12 protein-coding genes are annotated in these 15,962 nt (G+C 66.7%); 10 read left to right on the top strand and 2 right to left on the bottom strand.

Annotated features, from left to right (window positions below; all coding sequences use genetic code 11):
- Positions 1–14 precede the first annotated feature (14 nt).
- Positions 15–1,034: a protein-methionine-sulfoxide reductase heme-binding subunit MsrQ gene (locus tag PKE75_RS14845; protein ID WP_271169522.1), complete on the bottom strand. Its 1,020-nt coding sequence runs from the start codon at positions 1,032–1,034 to the stop codon at positions 15–17.
- A 192-nt stretch (positions 1,035–1,226) separates the two neighbouring features.
- Between PKE75_RS14845 and PKE75_RS14840 the strand changes: the two genes are divergently transcribed.
- The 3 genes from PKE75_RS14840 (at position 1,227) to ilvN (ending at position 5,435) form a co-directional block, all read left to right on the top strand.
- Complete coding sequence (locus tag PKE75_RS14840) at positions 1,227–2,702, top strand: GGDEF domain-containing protein (protein WP_271169521.1); 1,476 nt, start codon at positions 1,227–1,229, stop codon at positions 2,700–2,702.
- Positions 2,703–2,959: 257 nt separating this feature from the next.
- The gene (locus PKE75_RS14835; protein ID WP_271169520.1) at positions 2,960–4,723 is read left to right on the top strand and encodes an acetolactate synthase 3 large subunit; all 1,764 of its coding nucleotides are present in this window, start codon (positions 2,960–2,962) and stop codon (positions 4,721–4,723) included.
- A 160-nt stretch (positions 4,724–4,883) separates the two neighbouring features.
- A complete protein-coding gene (gene ilvN, locus PKE75_RS14830; RefSeq protein WP_271169519.1) occupies positions 4,884–5,435 on the top strand; it encodes an acetolactate synthase small subunit in 552 nt (183 codons plus the stop codon).
- A gap of 86 nt (positions 5,436–5,521) precedes the next feature.
- On the opposite strand, the gene PKE75_RS14825 is transcribed toward ilvN, so the two are convergent.
- Positions 5,522–7,084 carry a Dyp-type peroxidase gene (locus PKE75_RS14825; RefSeq protein ID WP_271169518.1) on the bottom strand — a complete coding sequence of 521 codons (1,563 nt, stop codon included), beginning with the start codon at positions 7,082–7,084 and terminating at the stop codon, positions 5,522–5,524.
- A gap of 341 nt (positions 7,085–7,425) precedes the next feature.
- Here PKE75_RS14825 and PKE75_RS14820 point away from each other — a divergent pair, with 341 nt between their 5' ends.
- The 7 genes from PKE75_RS14820 (at position 7,426) to PKE75_RS14790 (ending at position 15,916) form a co-directional block, all read left to right on the top strand.
- Positions 7,426–8,034, top strand: a complete 609-nt coding sequence (locus PKE75_RS14820) for a TetR/AcrR family transcriptional regulator (RefSeq protein ID WP_271169635.1) — start codon at positions 7,426–7,428, stop codon at positions 8,032–8,034.
- A 34-nt stretch (positions 8,035–8,068) separates the two neighbouring features.
- Positions 8,069–9,088 (top strand): ketol-acid reductoisomerase, encoded by a 1,020-nt coding sequence (gene ilvC / locus PKE75_RS14815; protein ID WP_271169517.1) that lies wholly within the window; start codon positions 8,069–8,071, stop codon positions 9,086–9,088.
- A gap of 273 nt (positions 9,089–9,361) precedes the next feature.
- The gene (locus PKE75_RS14810) at positions 9,362–11,275 is read left to right on the top strand and encodes a putative bifunctional diguanylate cyclase/phosphodiesterase (protein ID WP_271169516.1); all 1,914 of its coding nucleotides are present in this window, start codon (positions 9,362–9,364) and stop codon (positions 11,273–11,275) included.
- Positions 11,276–11,441: 166 nt separating this feature from the next.
- Complete coding sequence (gene pdxY / locus PKE75_RS14805) at positions 11,442–12,290, top strand: pyridoxal kinase PdxY (RefSeq protein WP_271169515.1); 849 nt, start codon at positions 11,442–11,444, stop codon at positions 12,288–12,290.
- 77 nt (positions 12,291–12,367) lie between these two features.
- Entirely contained in the window at positions 12,368–13,315 is a 948-nt protein-coding gene (locus tag PKE75_RS14800) for a phosphatase PAP2 family protein (protein WP_271169514.1), read from the top strand.
- A gap of 39 nt (positions 13,316–13,354) precedes the next feature.
- Positions 13,355–14,053: an NUDIX hydrolase gene (locus PKE75_RS14795; protein ID WP_271169513.1), complete on the top strand. Its 699-nt coding sequence runs from the start codon at positions 13,355–13,357 to the stop codon at positions 14,051–14,053.
- A gap of 312 nt (positions 14,054–14,365) precedes the next feature.
- Entirely contained in the window at positions 14,366–15,916 is a 1,551-nt protein-coding gene (locus PKE75_RS14790) for a 2-isopropylmalate synthase (protein ID WP_271169512.1), read from the top strand.
- The last annotated feature ends 46 nt before the right edge of the window (positions 15,917–15,962 follow it).

The raw sequence follows: 15,962 nt of genomic DNA, 5'->3' as shown, positions 1-15,962 counted from the left end.
GAGGGGCCGCGACCTTAGTCGCGAGCGCCCTCGGGCGCCAGACGCAGGGGCGCCGCGGCCTCTGCGGGGCTGGCCTGCGCCGGCCGCGCAGTCCGGGGACGCGGCGCGCCGCGCCGCCGCGCGCCGATCAGGCTCGAGGCCGCCGCCGCGAGGCCGAACAACATGACCCACCAGCAAGGCCTCAGCCCCAGGCGCACCGAGAAGTTCGCAAGCAGCACGCGGTCGGCGTGGACGCCGGTCGCGAGCCCGTACCACGTGGCTTCCGAGAGCGCGGTCGCGAGCCCGGCCGCGAGAGCGAGGCCGATCAGCCAGACGGGGCTGACCGCCCGCTCGCCCCGGCTCTGCAGCACGCGCCAGCCCATCGCCCAGAGGAACAGGCCCCACATCAGCGTCGGCTCCGTGACGTCGAGCTTCGACTGCATGGCGAAATGCAGCAGGCCGAGCCCAGCGATCACGTATGCGAGCTTGTGGAGCCGGTTCCAGTTCCGCCCGCCCATCCGCTTCACGGCGGCGTCGGTCGACGTCGAGCCCAGCGCGATCAGGCCGATCAGCGCGGCGAAGCCGATTGCGAGATAGACCCTGAGCACGATCTCGCTGGCGATCTTCGAGACGACGAACTGCTGATCGAAAACGTAAAGCCCAAAATGGCCGAGGGCGTAGGCCAGCGCGGCGAGGCCGACGCGGCGGCGCGTCAGCACAAGGCGCGGCCAGTGCAGCAGGCGGCGGAACGGCGTTACGGCGAGCGACAGCAGCAGGAAGCGCACCGCCCAGTCGCCCGTGAAGTGGATCGCGCCATAGATCGGCCGCGCCGCCTCGCCGCCGGGAGCCGCGAAGGCTGAGCCGGCGTTTCCACCGAACGGCGCCGAACCGACGTCCTGAAAGCCGGGAGGCGCGCCGAAAGCGTCGGGGGCGGGGCCTGAGAAATCACCGTGCAGCGCACGGATGGCGAGCCACGCCGCCGGGGCGACCAACGCCGCCAGCGTCAGCGTCAGCAAGGGCGAAAAGCGTCCGGCGCGGTCGTGGAACAATCCCATGCCTGCTCCCTACGCTCCCGCGACCCGCTTCGTTACGCGGCGCCGGCCGGTCCGGAGCGTCAGAAATTTGCTCAAATTTAAGTCCTGCCGCAAACCGCGCCTTAGCAGGGGGTCCTTCAAGCTCAAGCCACTGGAGAACCACCGAGTATGTTCGCGTCTGCGCTGGTACGATCTTCCGCGGGCTTTTCCCGCTTGCTCTCACTCCTTTCTCTCCCCGAGTTGGCGCTGCCGCTCTGCTACGCCGCCGCGCTGGGGGCCGGGCGGCTGCTGGGCGAAGGCCCGGGCGAACATCCGGCGCTGGCGCTTGGGGCGCCCGTCGCGATCGGCATGCTGCTGCGTTTCGGTCGCGGACTGGACGCGGCCGACATCGCCGGCCTTGCGGCGGCGCATGTGGGGGTCGCCTTGATCCTCGGCGACCAGCCTTCGGCATGGCCGGTCGCGCTGGCGAGCGATCTTATCGAGATCGGTTGCGGTTCGCTGATCTTCCTGTGGCTGCGGCGCGCCGGATTTCTCACCTCGCAGAAGATGGTCGCCGCGGCGGCGGCGGCCGCCGCGATCCTCGGTCCCCTGGCGGCGACGCCGCTCGACGTCCTGACGCTCGCCGGACCCTTGACCGCGCGGCTCTCGGCGGCGGGCGCCGGGGCATTCGCAGACGCCGTAACGATGGGCTTCGTGGTCGCGCTCATCCTAAGCTTTGGCCGGGGCAGGGGCCTCGACGCGCCTTGCGAGCACGGCGCTGACGACGAACGCCCGCGGGCCTGGGAGTTCGTGGCCTCCAGTCTTCTGATCGCTGCGCTCGTCCTGGGCGCGGCGGCGGACAGCGGGCCGATGTGGTCGCTTGCCGCGTCCGTCGCGCTGCTCTGGTTCGCGCTCAGGCTCGGGCTGAACGCGACCTCGATCGCTGCGTTCTCCTTCTTCACGGCTCTGCTCGCATTCGCCCAGCAAGGCCAGTGGCGCGTGCTGTTGGAGCCTGCGCCTGCGACGTTGAGCGCCGACCTGCTCCGCTACGGTCTCCTCGCCTTGCTCGGCGGCCCGAGCGTGATCGTGGCCGCGGTGGTGCACGACCAGCGGCGGCTGAAGCGGCTTTTCGCCTACCGCGCCATGCATGACGGATTGACCAAGCTGGTGAACCGCACGCGCTTCGCCGAGACGCTCGACAGTGCGAGCACGGCCGCCCGCTTGCGAGGCAGGCGCTTCGTGCTGTTTCTGATCGATCTCGATCACTTCAAAGGCGTGAACGACACCTACGGACACGCCAGGGGGGACCAGTTGCTGATCGAAGTCGCGAGCAGGCTTCGCCAGTCGGTGCGCGAAACCGACGTTGTCGCGCGGATCGGCGGCGACGAATTCGCGATCGTCGCGCCGGTCTCCGCGGTGGCCGACGCCATGGGCATGGCGAAGCGGCTGGTGAGCGCGGTCAACGAGGTCTGCGATCTCGAAGGCGTCGAAGTACGGCCGAGCATCACCGTCGGGGGCGTGCTGGCGCCCGACAGCTCGACAAACCCGCGCGACCTGATGCTGCTCGCCGACGAGGCGATGTACGAGGCGAAGCGCGCCGGACGCAATTGCTGGCGGTTCTCGTCCGCCGAGCGGGAGGGCGCGCCTTATGTGGCGTGGGGCGAGGGCGACCTCGCCCTGGCGAAGCCCGAGACCCTATTGGTCGACTAAAGCCCACCACTTCATTCTTGACGTCCGTTCTGGCTGCGCCTAGTTTCCGCACGAATTTTGTTGCCAAGGAGCGACCGGTGTCGCGCGCACTCATTCTCGTAAGTCAGGCGTCATCGACGGTGCGGACCGCTTAAAGCGTCCGCGCTCCAGTCAGATGACGCCTAAGCCAAGGGCTCCCCAGCGGGCCCTTTTTTGTTGCCCGGCGTCCAGCGGCGGCGGGTTTGGTGCAAGGTCGACAAGGCGAAAGGAACAACGCCATGACCGAGACGATGACCGGCGCGGAGATCGTCATTCGCGCGCTCGCCGACCAGGGCGTGGCCCACATCTTCGGCTATCCCGGCGGCGCCGTGCTTCCGATCTACGACGCGCTGTTCCAGCAGAACGCGATCGAGCACGTCCTCGTCCGCCACGAGCAGGGCGCGACGCACATGGCGGAGGGCTATGCGCGATCGACCAACAAGCCTGGCGTCGTCCTCGTCACCTCCGGCCCTGGCGCGACCAACGCGGTCACGGGCCTGACCGACGCGCTGATGGATTCGATCCCGATGGTCTGCATCACCGGCCAGGTGCCGACGCACCTGATCGGTTCGGACGCGTTCCAGGAATGCGACACTGTCGGCATCACCAGGCCCTGCACCAAGCACAATTACCTGGTGAAGGACGTCAACGACCTCGCGCAGATCCTGCACGAGGCGTTCTTCGTCGCGACCAACGGCCGTCCGGGCCCTGTGGTCGTCGACATCCCGAAGGACGTCCAGTTCGCGACCGGCAGGTATGTCGGCCCGGAGAACGTCGTTCATAAATCCTATCATCCGAAGCTCAAGGGCGACGTCGACAAGATCAAGGCGGCGGTCGAGCTGCTCGCGGGCGCGAAGAAGCCGATCTTCTACACCGGCGGCGGCGTCATCAATTCCGGCCCTGAAGCCACGCGTCTGCTGCGCGAGTTCGCCGAGGTCACCGGCGTTCCGGTGACGTCGACGCTGATGGGCCTCGGCTGCTACCCGGCGTCCGGTCCGCAGTGGCTCGGCATGCTCGGCATGCACGGCACCTATGAAGCCAACAACGCGATGCATGACTGTGACGTCATGGTCTGCATCGGCGCGCGCTTCGACGACCGCATCACGGGCCGCCTCGACGCGTTCTCGCCGGGAAGCCGCAAGATCCACATCGACATCGATCCCTCGCAGATCAACAAGAACGTCAAGGTCGAGATCGGCGTCATCGGCGACGTCGCCAACGTGCTCGGCGACATGCTGCGCGTCTGGCGCGCGAGCGGCGCGACGCTGGACGCCTCCGCGATGAAGGAGTGGTGGGCCGAGATCGACGGCTGGCGCGCGCGCGACTGCCTGTTCTTCCGCCAGTCGGGCGAGACCATCAAGCCGCAGCAGGCGGTGAAGCGCCTCTACGAACTGACCAAGGGGCCGAACACCTACATCACGACCGAGGTCGGCCAGCACCAGATGTGGGCCGCGCAGTATTACCGCTTCGACGAACCGAACCGCTGGATGACCTCCGGCGGCCTCGGCACGATGGGCTACGGCATGCCGGCCGCGATCGGCGTGCAGAAGGCGCATCCGGACGCGCTGGTCATCGACATCGCGGGCGAAGCCTCGATCCAGATGTGCATCCAGGAGCTCTCCACGGCGGTGCAGTACAATCTGCCGGTCAAGATCTTCATCCTGAACAACGAATATATGGGCATGGTGCGCCAGTGGCAGCAGTTGCTGCACGGCTCGCGTTACTCGCATTCCTATTCGGAGGCGTTGCCGGACTTCGTGAAGCTCGCGGAGGCCTACGGCGCGTCCGGCCTGCGCTGCGAGAAGGCCGGCGACCTCGACGCCACCATCAGGGCGATGCTCGATACGCCTGGGCCCGTCGTGGTCGACTGCATCGTCGACAAGACGGAGAACGTGTTCCCGATGATCCCCTCGGGCCGCGCCCACAACGAGATGCTGCTCGGCGAAGCCGGCGAGCAGAGGATCGACGAGGCGATCACCGACGAAGGCAAGATGCTGGTGTGAGGGCGGCCCCTCCCGAGCGCGCGCTCGCCGTCATGCCCGCAGTCGCGGGCATCCGCGACTTTCTCGACGCATCGCGTGACGTCCAAGTCGTGGATGCCCGGCTTCGCCGGGCATGACGGCGGAGCGGTCCGTTAAAGTATCTGTCTAGTCAGGATTTCAAATGCGCCAGCCCACCGGCTCCGCCTATTTCATGGACGACCAGCACCCGCCGCTCGCGCGCCACACGCTCGCGATCCTCGTCGACAACGAGCCGGGCGTGCTCGCGCGCGTCATCGGCCTGTTCTCGGGGCGCGGCTACAACATCGACAGCCTGACGGTGTCCGAGGTCAGCCTCGAGACGCACCTCTCGCGCATCACGATCGTCACCACGGGGCCTGCGGGCGTCGTGGACCAGATCAAGACGCAGCTCGACCGGCTGGTGCCGGTGCACTCGGTCGTCGACCTCACGCTCACCGGAAAGTCGCTCGAGCGCGAGCTGATGCTGATCAAGGTGCGCGGCAAGGGCGACCAGCGCGCCGAGGCGCTGCGTCTTGCGGAAGCCTTCCGCGCCCGGGTGATCGACGCCACAATCGAGAGCTTCATCTTCGAGATCACCGGCAAGCCGGACAAGCTCGACCAGTTCATCGTGCTGATGGCGCCGCTCGGTCTGGTCGAGGTCTCCCGAACCGGCGTCGCCGCGATCGCCCGCGGCCCGGAGGGGATGACGGGATGAGACAGCGCGGCGGACTCGGGAGGCTCCGCGCGGCGAACGCTCCGGCCATGCCGAGACCGCTCGATCTCCCGCGCTGGCTCGCTCCGTCAGGCGGTAGTCATGACCGAAGCGTCTTCCGAGACCGGTTCCGCAGCGGCTGTCACTGGCTCGAACACGAAGTTCGTCAAGAAGCTTTTTGAAGGCGCGAAGAAATACTCGCCTCCCTTGAGATGGACAAATCTCCCGAAGTCGAACTCCGTCTTCTTTGGAGCGCCGCGGGCGTCGGGCCACCAGACCTGCCCTTCACCGTTTGCTGTCTGCCCGATCACGGGATCGATGCCGACGGGCGGACTGACGAACTCCGCGTTGTTGGCCCAGAAACGTTGCGTTACCTCAAACTGCTCCGAGATGTTCGCCATATAGGCCATGAAGAGCAGGCCTGCGCCCTGCCTCGGCCTGTCTACGAATTCTCTTGCGACGTTTTGGGCTCTCACTCCGTAGGTGATGCCGCGGCGGGCCATGATCCGTGAGCGTTCTCGACCGAGTTCTTCCTCATCGAACGTGCCGCCAGGAAGCCGCGCGCTGTCGCCGCGGGGATTGGTCTTGCGGATATGCCCCCGGAACGGACACAGCGCTCCCTCGGAGTCGTTGTCGAAATTGAAATTGTTGAGCGGACCGGAAGAAGGATCGGGAGAGACCGGAGCCGTCCAAGGACCCTTCGGCATCGTGTACGGCGACCCGTTCTCGAACCGGCCAACGACCATTGCGCCAGCGCGTTCGGCGTCGTCTGGATCGGGTGAGTTCGTAAGTCCGAGCGCTTTCGCCAGGGCCTCTTCGCGTTCCTTGAATCCCTCGACGTCCTGTTCGAGCTTGCGGAAGACGAAGTAACTGCCGAAGCTATGCGGCGTCGCTCCTCCTGGATCCCTGACCACGAACTGGCCAAGCGGGAAGATCGGACTCCACTCCCAGGAATCCGGGTCGGCCGGGTCGCCGGATTTCAAACTCTTCCCTTCCTCCGCGATGTCCTGGCGCAGCATCAGCGGCTGGCTGCGGCCATCGACGTAGCCGAAGTTTTCCAGGCCATCTTTCGCGGCGTTGAAATAGGCGCGGCCGTATTCTGCGCCGATCACGGAGACGCCGTCTTGCGCGAGAAGCCACGTCCAGCGGCTGGCCTCGACCTCAACGTCCTCCGGCCCGTCATCGGCGATGAGAAGCAATGCGTGGATGATCTTTTCGGGCTGGTCCTGCCGGAAGTGAGCGTCGAGGTCTGGCAGGTTGGGGTCGTCCAGAGCCGTCTTCCGATCCAGCATGCTCTCCAGCGTCGCGTCCGCGGAATGGGGCGCGCGCGCAGGGCTCACGGGTGCGGGCGTTCCGAGCCAGCCGTAGCCCTCCTTGGAGATGAAGAAGGAGAGGAAGCGTCCAGCGGAAATCTTCGTTTCGGAAAACGCCTTAGCATCCCGCAGTTGATCCAGCGCGCTCGGAAGTTGCCTGCCGATGCTGTTGAGAGAGGCGGCGACCTTGCCTCTGTCGCCTGAGAAGTTCAGGAAAAGGTTCGCGGTGTGGTGGCGGCCGTGCCCCTTCAGAATGTTCCCCTGCAGGTCCTCGAGCATGGTCAGGGCGTCGCCCGTCGCGCTCTCCCAATCCAACGGTTCTGCGAGATTGATCGGCATCAGTCTGCCCCCAGAAAAATCGTTGCGGTCTCGCGAACGCCGCCGCGTTCTGCGGCCGTTGCCGGCAACGCTAATGCTCAACTACAGGTTTTAATTAGTCAAGATAGATGCAATCTGACAGCGCATAACGCTGCGGTCCTCGCCCGCTTGCTGAAAACGCGGTCGCGGTTCATCGCCAAGCGGCGAACGTTCGCGGCTGGGCGGTCAAGAAAAGACCCGGGCTTCGATCACATCGCGGGCCTTATAGCCCTGAGCTCTTGCGCCCCGCCGCGGGATGAGCCATACGAACCGTAACGTACGGTACGGAGCGTTTGGGCGTGCAGGACGTAGCGGAAGAGCAGATGACGGAGCGGCGCGAAGCCGTTCTGGACGCCGTGCTCGCCTTGCTCGTCGAAAAGGGCGAGGCGGCGCTGACGATGGCGGCCGTCGCGCAGCGCGCCAGCTGCTCGAAGGAGACGCTGTACAAATGGTTCGGCGATCGGGACGGTCTGCTCAGCGCCACCGTGCGCTGGCAGGCGTCTAAGGTCAGAGCGGGTTCCTATGACCGTCACCATTTCGACGCGGGCGCGCTGCGTGAAAGTCTGGAGGCCTTCGCCGGCGGATGGCTGAAGGTCATCGCCTCGGAGACTTCAATCGCGCTCAACCGCGTCGCGATCGGCCAGGCCGAGACGCTCGGCGGCATCGTGCTCGCCAACGGGCGCTTCGCGATCGGGGAGCGGCTGAAGCCTTTGCTTGTCGACGCCCGTGACGCCGGCCTGCTCGCGTTCGACGACGCCGAAGAGACGTTTCGCACCTTTTTCGGGCTCGTCGGCCGCGACGCGCAGATCAGGCTTCTGCTCGGCGACCGGCTTGTCCTCGACGAGGCGGTGATCGCGGGCGACGCCCGGCGGGCGACTGAACAGTTTCTTGCCCTCTATGGGGCAGCGAAAACGCCGGGCGAAGCCGGCTAATTCAACGCAAGCACATCAAGGAAGGAAACCCGTCATGCGCGTTTATTACGATCGCGACGCCGATCTGAACCTCATCAAGGGCAAGTCCGTCGCCGTGATCGGCTATGGCAGCCAAGGCCACGCGCACGCACTCAACATGCGCGACAGCGGCGTGAAGAACGTCCTGATCGGCCTGCGGCCCGGCTCCGCCACTGCGAAGAAGGCCGAGAGCGAAGGCTTCAAGGTGCTGTCGCCGGCCGAGGCCGCCAAGCAGGCGGACGTCGTGATGATGCTCACTCCCGACGAGCTGCAGGCCGACATCTACAAGGAGAGCCTCGAGCCGAACCTCAAGGAGGGCGCGGCCCTTCTGTTCGCGCACGGCCTCGCGGTCCATTTCAACCTGATCGAGCCTCGCAAGGATCTCGACGTGCTGCTGGTCGCGCCGAAGGGTCCTGGCCACACGGTGCGCGGCGAGTACCAGAAGGGCGGCGGCGTGCCCTGCCTGATCGCGATCGCCCAGGACGCCTCCGGCAACGCCCACGACCTCGGCCTGTCCTATGCCTCCGCCATCGGCGGCGGCCGCGCCGGCATCATCGAGACCAGCTTCAAGGAAGAGTGCGAGACCGACCTGTTCGGCGAGCAGGCCGTGCTCTGCGGCGGCTTGGTCGAGCTGATCCGCGCCGGTTTCGAGACGCTGGTCGAGGCGGGCTATGCGCCGGAGATGGCCTATTTCGAATGCCTGCACGAGGTGAAACTGATCGTCGACCTCATCTACGAGGGCGGCATCGCCAACATGAACTACTCGATCTCGAACACCGCCGAATATGGCGAGTACGTCTCCGGCCCGCGCATCGTGACGCCCGAGACCAAGGCCGAGATGAAGCGCGTGCTCGACGACATCCAGTCGGGCGTGTTCGTGCGCAACTGGATGCTGGAGAACAAGGTCCACCAGACCTCGTTCAAGGCGACGCGCGCCAAGGCGAACGCTCACCAGATCGAAGAGGTCGGCGAAAAGCTCCGCGCGATGATGCCGTGGATCAAGGCCAAGGCGCTGGTCGACAAGGCCAAGAACTGAGGTCGTCGAGGCCGGCCATCCGGGTCCGAAGGGCCCAGGCCGGGATTGGCGAACGGGATCGGGCCGCCGCGGGGGCGGCCCGCTCATAGATCTGACGATGGCCGGCGTCGCGCTCGTCGTGCGGCGCCGGCCATTTTCGCGGCTGGCGAAAACGCCATCGATCACATGAAAATCCGGGAGACTCAGCGATCCGGCGAAACGGCCTTTTAATCTCTTTGCCGCCGCTATACGCGAGGGCCGGGAAAAGCAGGCCGTGCCCGCATGAGGGACGCCATGCCGGATTGGAGGCTGTTCAGCACGACGCCCGCGGCGCGGGAGCTGGCGCTCGCCCAGATCGAGGCGTTCTCCAAGCAGGTTCCGGTTCTCTACGTGATCCTTGGCTCCAACGCGGTCGCGCTCGCCTGGACGCACTGGACGGTGGCGCCCTTCGGGCTCGTGTTCACCGTGCCGGGCGTACTTATCGCTCTCTGCCTCGCCCGGATCGTCGTCTGGAAGCGCCGCGCGGGTCGCGCGATGACGGCGGGCGCAGCGCAGCGCCGTCTCCTGACGGCATCCGTCATTGGGCCTGTCCTCGGCGTCATCTATCTCGTCTGGGCGCTCAGCCTCTATGATTACGGCAGCCCGACGCTGCAGGCCCACGTTATATTCTTCGTCGGGATCACAGTGGTCAGTTGCATTTTCTGCCTCATGCATGTTCGGGCGGCCGCGCTTGGCGTGACCGGCGCGATCATCACTCCGTTTCTGATTTTTCTGTTGACCACCGGCGACGCCGCACTGATCGCGATCGGGATTAATCTCGCGCTCGTCTCGGTCGCGATGGTCTACATGCTGCTGGTCTACTCCCGCGATTTCGCCGTGATGGTCGCAGCCCAAGCGGAGACCCAGCGCCTCAGCGACGAGAACCGGCTGCTCGCCAATGTCGACAGCCTTACCGGGCTGCCCAACCGCCGCCAGTTTTTCAGCCGCCTCAACGCTTGCCTGGACACTGCGGACGGGCCGGCGCCGCCCTTCGTGCTGGGGATGGTCGACCTCGACGGGTTCAAGCCGATCAATGACCTCTACGGCCATTTCATCGGCGACCAGGTGCTTGCGGAGATGGGGCTGCGCCTGCGGGAGCTCGCCTCCCCGAACATCTTCATCGCCCGGCTCGGAGGCGATGAGTTCGGCGTGATCATCCTCGACGTCGACCGCAGCCAAGCCCAAGCGTTCGGCGACCGCGTCTGCGCAACGCTGCAGGAGCCGCTCGCCGCTCCCAGCGTGCTCGCCAAGGTGTCGGCCTCCGTCGGTCTCGTGGAGAGCGTGTCCTGCCTAAAGGCGGAGATGCTCTACGAGCGGGCCGACTACGCGCTCTACCACGCCAAGCAGCACCAGCGCGGGCGCGCCGTCATGCTCTCGGCCGAGCTTGCTCTCGAAATCCGCCGGCAGCACGCGATCGAGCAGGGCCTGTTGATCGGCGATCTCGAGGCGGAGCTGTCGCTCCTGTTCCAGCCTATTTTCGACGTCGATACGATGCGGGTGACTGCGTTCGAAGCGCTGGCGCGCTGGAGCTCCGCGGAGCTCGGCCCTGTGTCGCCCGGCGAATTCATCCCGCTCGCGGAGCGAAGCAGCCTCATCAACCGCGTCACCCAGATTCTGCTGCGGCGCGCTCTCGCCGAAGCCCGAGGCTGGCCGGACGCCGTCAAGCTCTCCTTCAACCTGTCGGCCCGGGATCTGTCGCCGGCTGCGATCCTCGGGATCGTCAGCATCGTCGAGAAAAGCGGCGTCCCGTCGCGGAGGATCATCTTCGAGGTCACGGAAACCGCGGCGATGCGCGATATAGCGCTCGCGGAAGAGTCGCTTGCGCTTCTGCGGCGGCTCGGGGCCCGTATCGCACTGGACGACTTCGGCTCCGGGCATTCCAGCCTCACTCACGTTCGGCGGCTTCCGCTGGACAAGATTAAGATCGATCGCGACTTCATCGTCGACATAGAGGCGGACGGCGCGTCGCGGGCGATCGTCAAGTCGGTTATCGATCTTTGCCGCAACCTGGAGTTGTGCTGTATTGTCGAGGGCGTGGAAACCGAGCGCCAGAAGGCGATCCTTTCCGGGCTCGGCTGCAACGTGATGCAGGGCTATCTCTTCGGCCGCCCGATCTCCGCGGCGGCCGTCCCGTCCGCTCTCGCACGGACGATGCAGGAAGCGTCCTGAGCGTCGCGCTCCGGTCACCAGATCATGCCGTCGGGACGCGCTGCGCCTCCGGGGGAGCTGCATTGTTGCGCGACCATGTCTAGGCGATCGCGTCCATGACGCATTGGAACTCGACGGCGCTCCGGCGGCGGGACTAGAACGCGAGCTCTCCTCCTGGGGCTGCGCCATGAACATTCTCTCGATCCAGAGCCACGTCGCCTACGGCCATGTCGGCAACGCCTCGGCCGTGTTTCCGATGCAGCGGCTCGGCCACGAGGTCTGGGCGATCAACACCGTGCAGTTCTCCAATCACACGGGTTACGGCGCCTGGCGCGGGCCGGTGTTCCCGGCCGACGCGATCCGCGAGGTGGTCGCCGGCGTCGAGGAGCGCGGCGTGCTGCCCGTCTGCGACGGCGTGCTCTCCGGCTATATGGGCGACGCGTCGATCGGCGAGGCGATCCTCGACGCCGTCGAGCGGGTCAAGCAGGCCAACCCGTCGGCGCTCTACTGCTGCGATCCGGTGATCGGCGACGTCGGGCGCGGCGTGTTCGTGCGGCCGGGCATCCCGGAATTCATCCGCGACCGCGCGATGCCGGCCGCGGACGTCGCGACGCCCAACCAGTTCGAGCTTGAACATCTCACCGGCGTCGCGGTCGGCGGCCTGGGCGCGGCCAAGATCGCCGCTTCGGCCCTTCGAGCGATAGGGCCGAAGGTCGTGCTGGTGACAAGCCTCCAGACGCCGGAGACGCCAGACGGCGTCATGGAGCTGCTGGCGGTCGACGGGGAGGGGGCCTGGCGGGTCCGCACGCCGCTGCTGCCGGTCTCGGTCAACGGCGCGGGCGACGCAATCGCGGCTCTGTTCTTCGTTCACTGGCTGACGACCCGCTCAGCGGCTGAGGCGATGTCGAAGGCCGCGTCCTCGGTCTACGGCCTGCTCAAGGCGACGGCGGAGGCGGGCTCCCGCGAGATCCTCACGGTCGCCGCGCAGGACGAGTTCGTCCGGCCGAGCCGCGTGTTCGTGGCGGAGCCGATCTGAGCCGGCCGAGGGGTTGGTCGAATGTTAATCGCCTGCCGTCGATTATCGCCCCGCCCTGGTCGCGGAGAAAGGCGGCGATGTCTCCGGTCAGCTATGACGCGGCCTATCTGCGGCTGCTCGTCACCATCGCGATCGCCTACGCCGTCGTCGCCGTCGGGCTGCGGTTCAGCAAGGTCTCGGTCGACTTCGCCTCGCTCTACGACATCTATTTCGCACTGACGCCGTTTCTGCTGGCGGACTTCTATGCGCGGTGGTGGAAGGCGCGGCGCATCAGCGCGATGCTCGAGATACTGATCGCCGGCGTGCTGGTGATCATGCCGATCACGGTCTCGACCTATCTCGCCATCGGGGTCGGCATGCCGCTCGCGGACGACAAGCTGGCGGCGGCCGACTCCGCGCTCGGCTTCGACTGGCGGGGGCTCATCGGATTTGTCGACGAGCGTCCCTGGCTCGCCTGGCTTCTGCATCGCTCCTACAACTCGTTCTTCGTCCAGATCAGTCTGATTCCGATCTATTTCGCCGCTTGTGGCAACGGCGCCCGGGCCTGCGCGATCGTCTTCGCCTATGTCGTCCTGTGCTTCCTCTCGTCGCTGATCAGCGTCTGGTTTCCGGCGCTCGGAACCTATGTGACCTATGGCGTGGGACCCGACGATCTCGTCAACATCAACGCAAAATACGGCTTCTTCTTTCTCGAGCAGTTCCACGCCGTGCGCGAGCAGGCCGACTTCGTCCTGACGGCCGGCCGCACCGCCGGGATACTGACATTCCCGTCCGTCCATGCAGGCGTAGCCGCGCTATGCGCCTGGGCGGCGTGGGACAGCCGTCTGTTGCGCTATCCCGTGCTCCTCCTCAACGTCGCCATGGCGGTCTCGGCGGTGACCGACGCCAACCATTATGCGGTCGACGTCATCGCCGGATTGGGCGTGGCCTCGATCTCCGTCGGGGCGGCGAGGGCGGTGTTCTACCGGCGATCCCCCGCGGCGCCGGCGATGTCGCCGTCGCTTGCTCCCGCACTCGCCTCCTGACCGGCGCCTCGACGCCGGAGCGATGAGGACGCCGTCCGCATGAGTCCACAGGTCGTGCCGACGCTCTCATTCGGGGGCCGGGTCGAGCCGGAGTATCTCGATGCGGATTTGCGCTCGTCAGCCGCGATCGCCGCGCACTGGGCGCGGGCGAAAGCCGGGAACAGCGGCCTCTTCAACGGCCGGGTGATGCTCGCAAGCTCTGTCGAGATCGTCGGCGGCCGACTTGAAGCGCGCTTCCACGAGACCGGATACTCCACCTATCTCTGGCTGCGCGCTGGGGGAAACGCGGCCTATCCAACGTGGAACGTCTTCTCGGCCGCCGCGGTCGTCACCTCGGACGGCGCCGTGCTGCTCGGCCGGATGGCGCCCCACACGGCGACCGCAGGGCAGATCTATTTCCCCGCCGGCACCCCCGACCGCGACGACCTCGTCGGCGATAGGGTCGATCTTGAAGGATCGCTGGCGCGCGAACTCATGGAGGAGACCGGGCTCGGTCAGCCGATCGTCCGGCCGACGGAGACGCGCTTCGTCGTGATCGACCGGTCGCTCTATGCCTGTATGCGCCGCTTCGACACCGACCTCGACGCAGCGACGCTCGCCGGCCGGGTCGAGGCGCATTTCTCGAGCGAGGAACGATCCGAGCTCGACCGTGTGGCGCTGGTCCGCTCCATGGCCGACCTCACCGACGCCTCGCCGCCCTATGTCCATGCGGCGATCGCCTATCTGCTCAGACGTTGACGGGCGCTGGAAACGCACGACGGTTGTGATAATCTCCGCTTCGGATCGGTTTTCGCCGGTTCGTCTTGAACGGCATTCGGGATTTTGATGCGCGCGAGCGGCGGCGACTTCGCGGACCGGACCACGGCCTTCACGGCCGGCGCCGGCGCGCGCCCGCTCGGGGTCCTTCTGCTCCTTACCCGCCCCTGAGGGCCGGCCGGGCGCCAAGCGCCCTGGCGCTCAGGGGTTTGGAGCCGACCAGAAGACAGTTCGCGCAGAGCCGCCTTGAGCCTTGAGAGCCTGCGGCGCGCGCCCGACCGAAGGACCTGACCGATGACCGCTTCCACCGACCGCGTCGTGATCTTCGACACGACGCTGCGCGACGGCGAGCAATGCCCCGGCGCCACCATGACGTTCGAGGAGAAGCTTGAGGTCGCCAGCCTGCTCGACCGCATGGGCGTCGACGTCATCGAGGCCGGCTTCCCGATCGCCTCGAACGGCGATTTCGAGGCCGTCGCCGAGATCGCCCGCCGCGCGGAGAACGCCGTGATCGCGGGTCTCGCCCGCGCCATCCCCGCCGACATCGCCCGCTGCGGCGACGCGGTGCGCCATGCGAAGCGCCCGCGCATCCACACCTTCGTCTCGACCTCGCCGATCCATCTCGCGCACCAGATGCGCAAGACCGAGGATCAGGTGATCGAGATCATTTCAGCGACCGTCGCTCAGGCCCGCAACCTGGTCGACGACGTCGAGTGGTCGGCGATGGACGCGACCCGCACTGGCCACGACTATCTCTGCCGGGCGGTCGAGGCCGCGATCCGGGCCGGCGCCACGACCATCAACCTGCCGGACACCGTGGGCTACGCCACGCCCGACGAATACCGCAAGATGTTCGAGGCCGTGCGCAATCGCGTGCCGGACGCCGACAAGGTGGTGTTCTCCACCCATTGCCACGACGACCTCGGCCTCGCGGTCGCCAACTCGCTGGCGGGCCTCGCCGGCGGCGCGCGGCAGATCGAATGCACCATCAACGGCATCGGCGAGCGCGCCGGCAACGCGGCGCTCGAAGAGGTCGTGATGGCGCTGAAGACGCGCGGCGACGTGATGCCCTACGTCACGGGCGTCGAGTCGACCCTGCTCACCCGCATCTCGCGACTGGTGTCGGCTGCGACCTCGTTCCCGGTGCAGTACAACAAGGCGATCATCGGCAAGAACGCGTTCGCCCACGAGAGCGGCATCCACCAGGACGGGATGCTGAAGCACAACGAGACGTACGAGATCATGACGCCGGCTTCCGTCGGCGTATCCAAGACCTCCCTGGTCATGGGCAAGCATTCCGGCCGCGCGGCGTTCAAGGATAAGCTGCAGACGCTGGGCTACGAGCTCGCGGAGAACCAGCTGCAGGACGCCTTCGTGCGCTTCAAGGAGCTCGCGGACCGCAAGAAGCACGTCTACGACGAGGACATCGAGGCGCTGGTCGACAACCAGATCGCTTCGGGCCAGGACCGCATCAAGGTGCTGTCGCTGACCGTGATCGCAGGCACCATGGGCCCGCAGTCGGCGACGCTGACGCTCGACATCGAGGGCGTGCACACCACGGTGCAGTCCTCCGGCAACGGCCCGGTCGACGCCATCTTCAACGCCATCCGCCGCGTGGTGCCGCATGAAGCGACGCTGTCGCTCTATCAGGTCCACGCCGTGACCGAGGGAACCGACGCTCAGGCCGAAGTCTCCGTGCGGCTGGAGGAAGGGGACAAGTCGGTGACGGCCAGGGTCGCCGATCCGGACACGCTCGTCGCCTCCGCCAGAGCCTATGTCGCGGCGCTGAACAAGCTCTCGACCAAACGCGGCCAGATCAACGCTCAGGCAGCGATCAGCGCCTGACGAGGGTCACGGACGGCGCCCCGGGGATCGGTTTCCCGGGCGCCGT

It is taken from the genome of Hansschlegelia plantiphila, assembly GCF_027922265.1.
Classification (GTDB): Bacteria; Pseudomonadota; Alphaproteobacteria; order Rhizobiales; family Methylopilaceae; genus Methylopila; species Methylopila plantiphila.
Note: the sequence above shows the minus strand (reverse complement) of the source record. Positions and strands in the feature narration are given on the sequence as shown.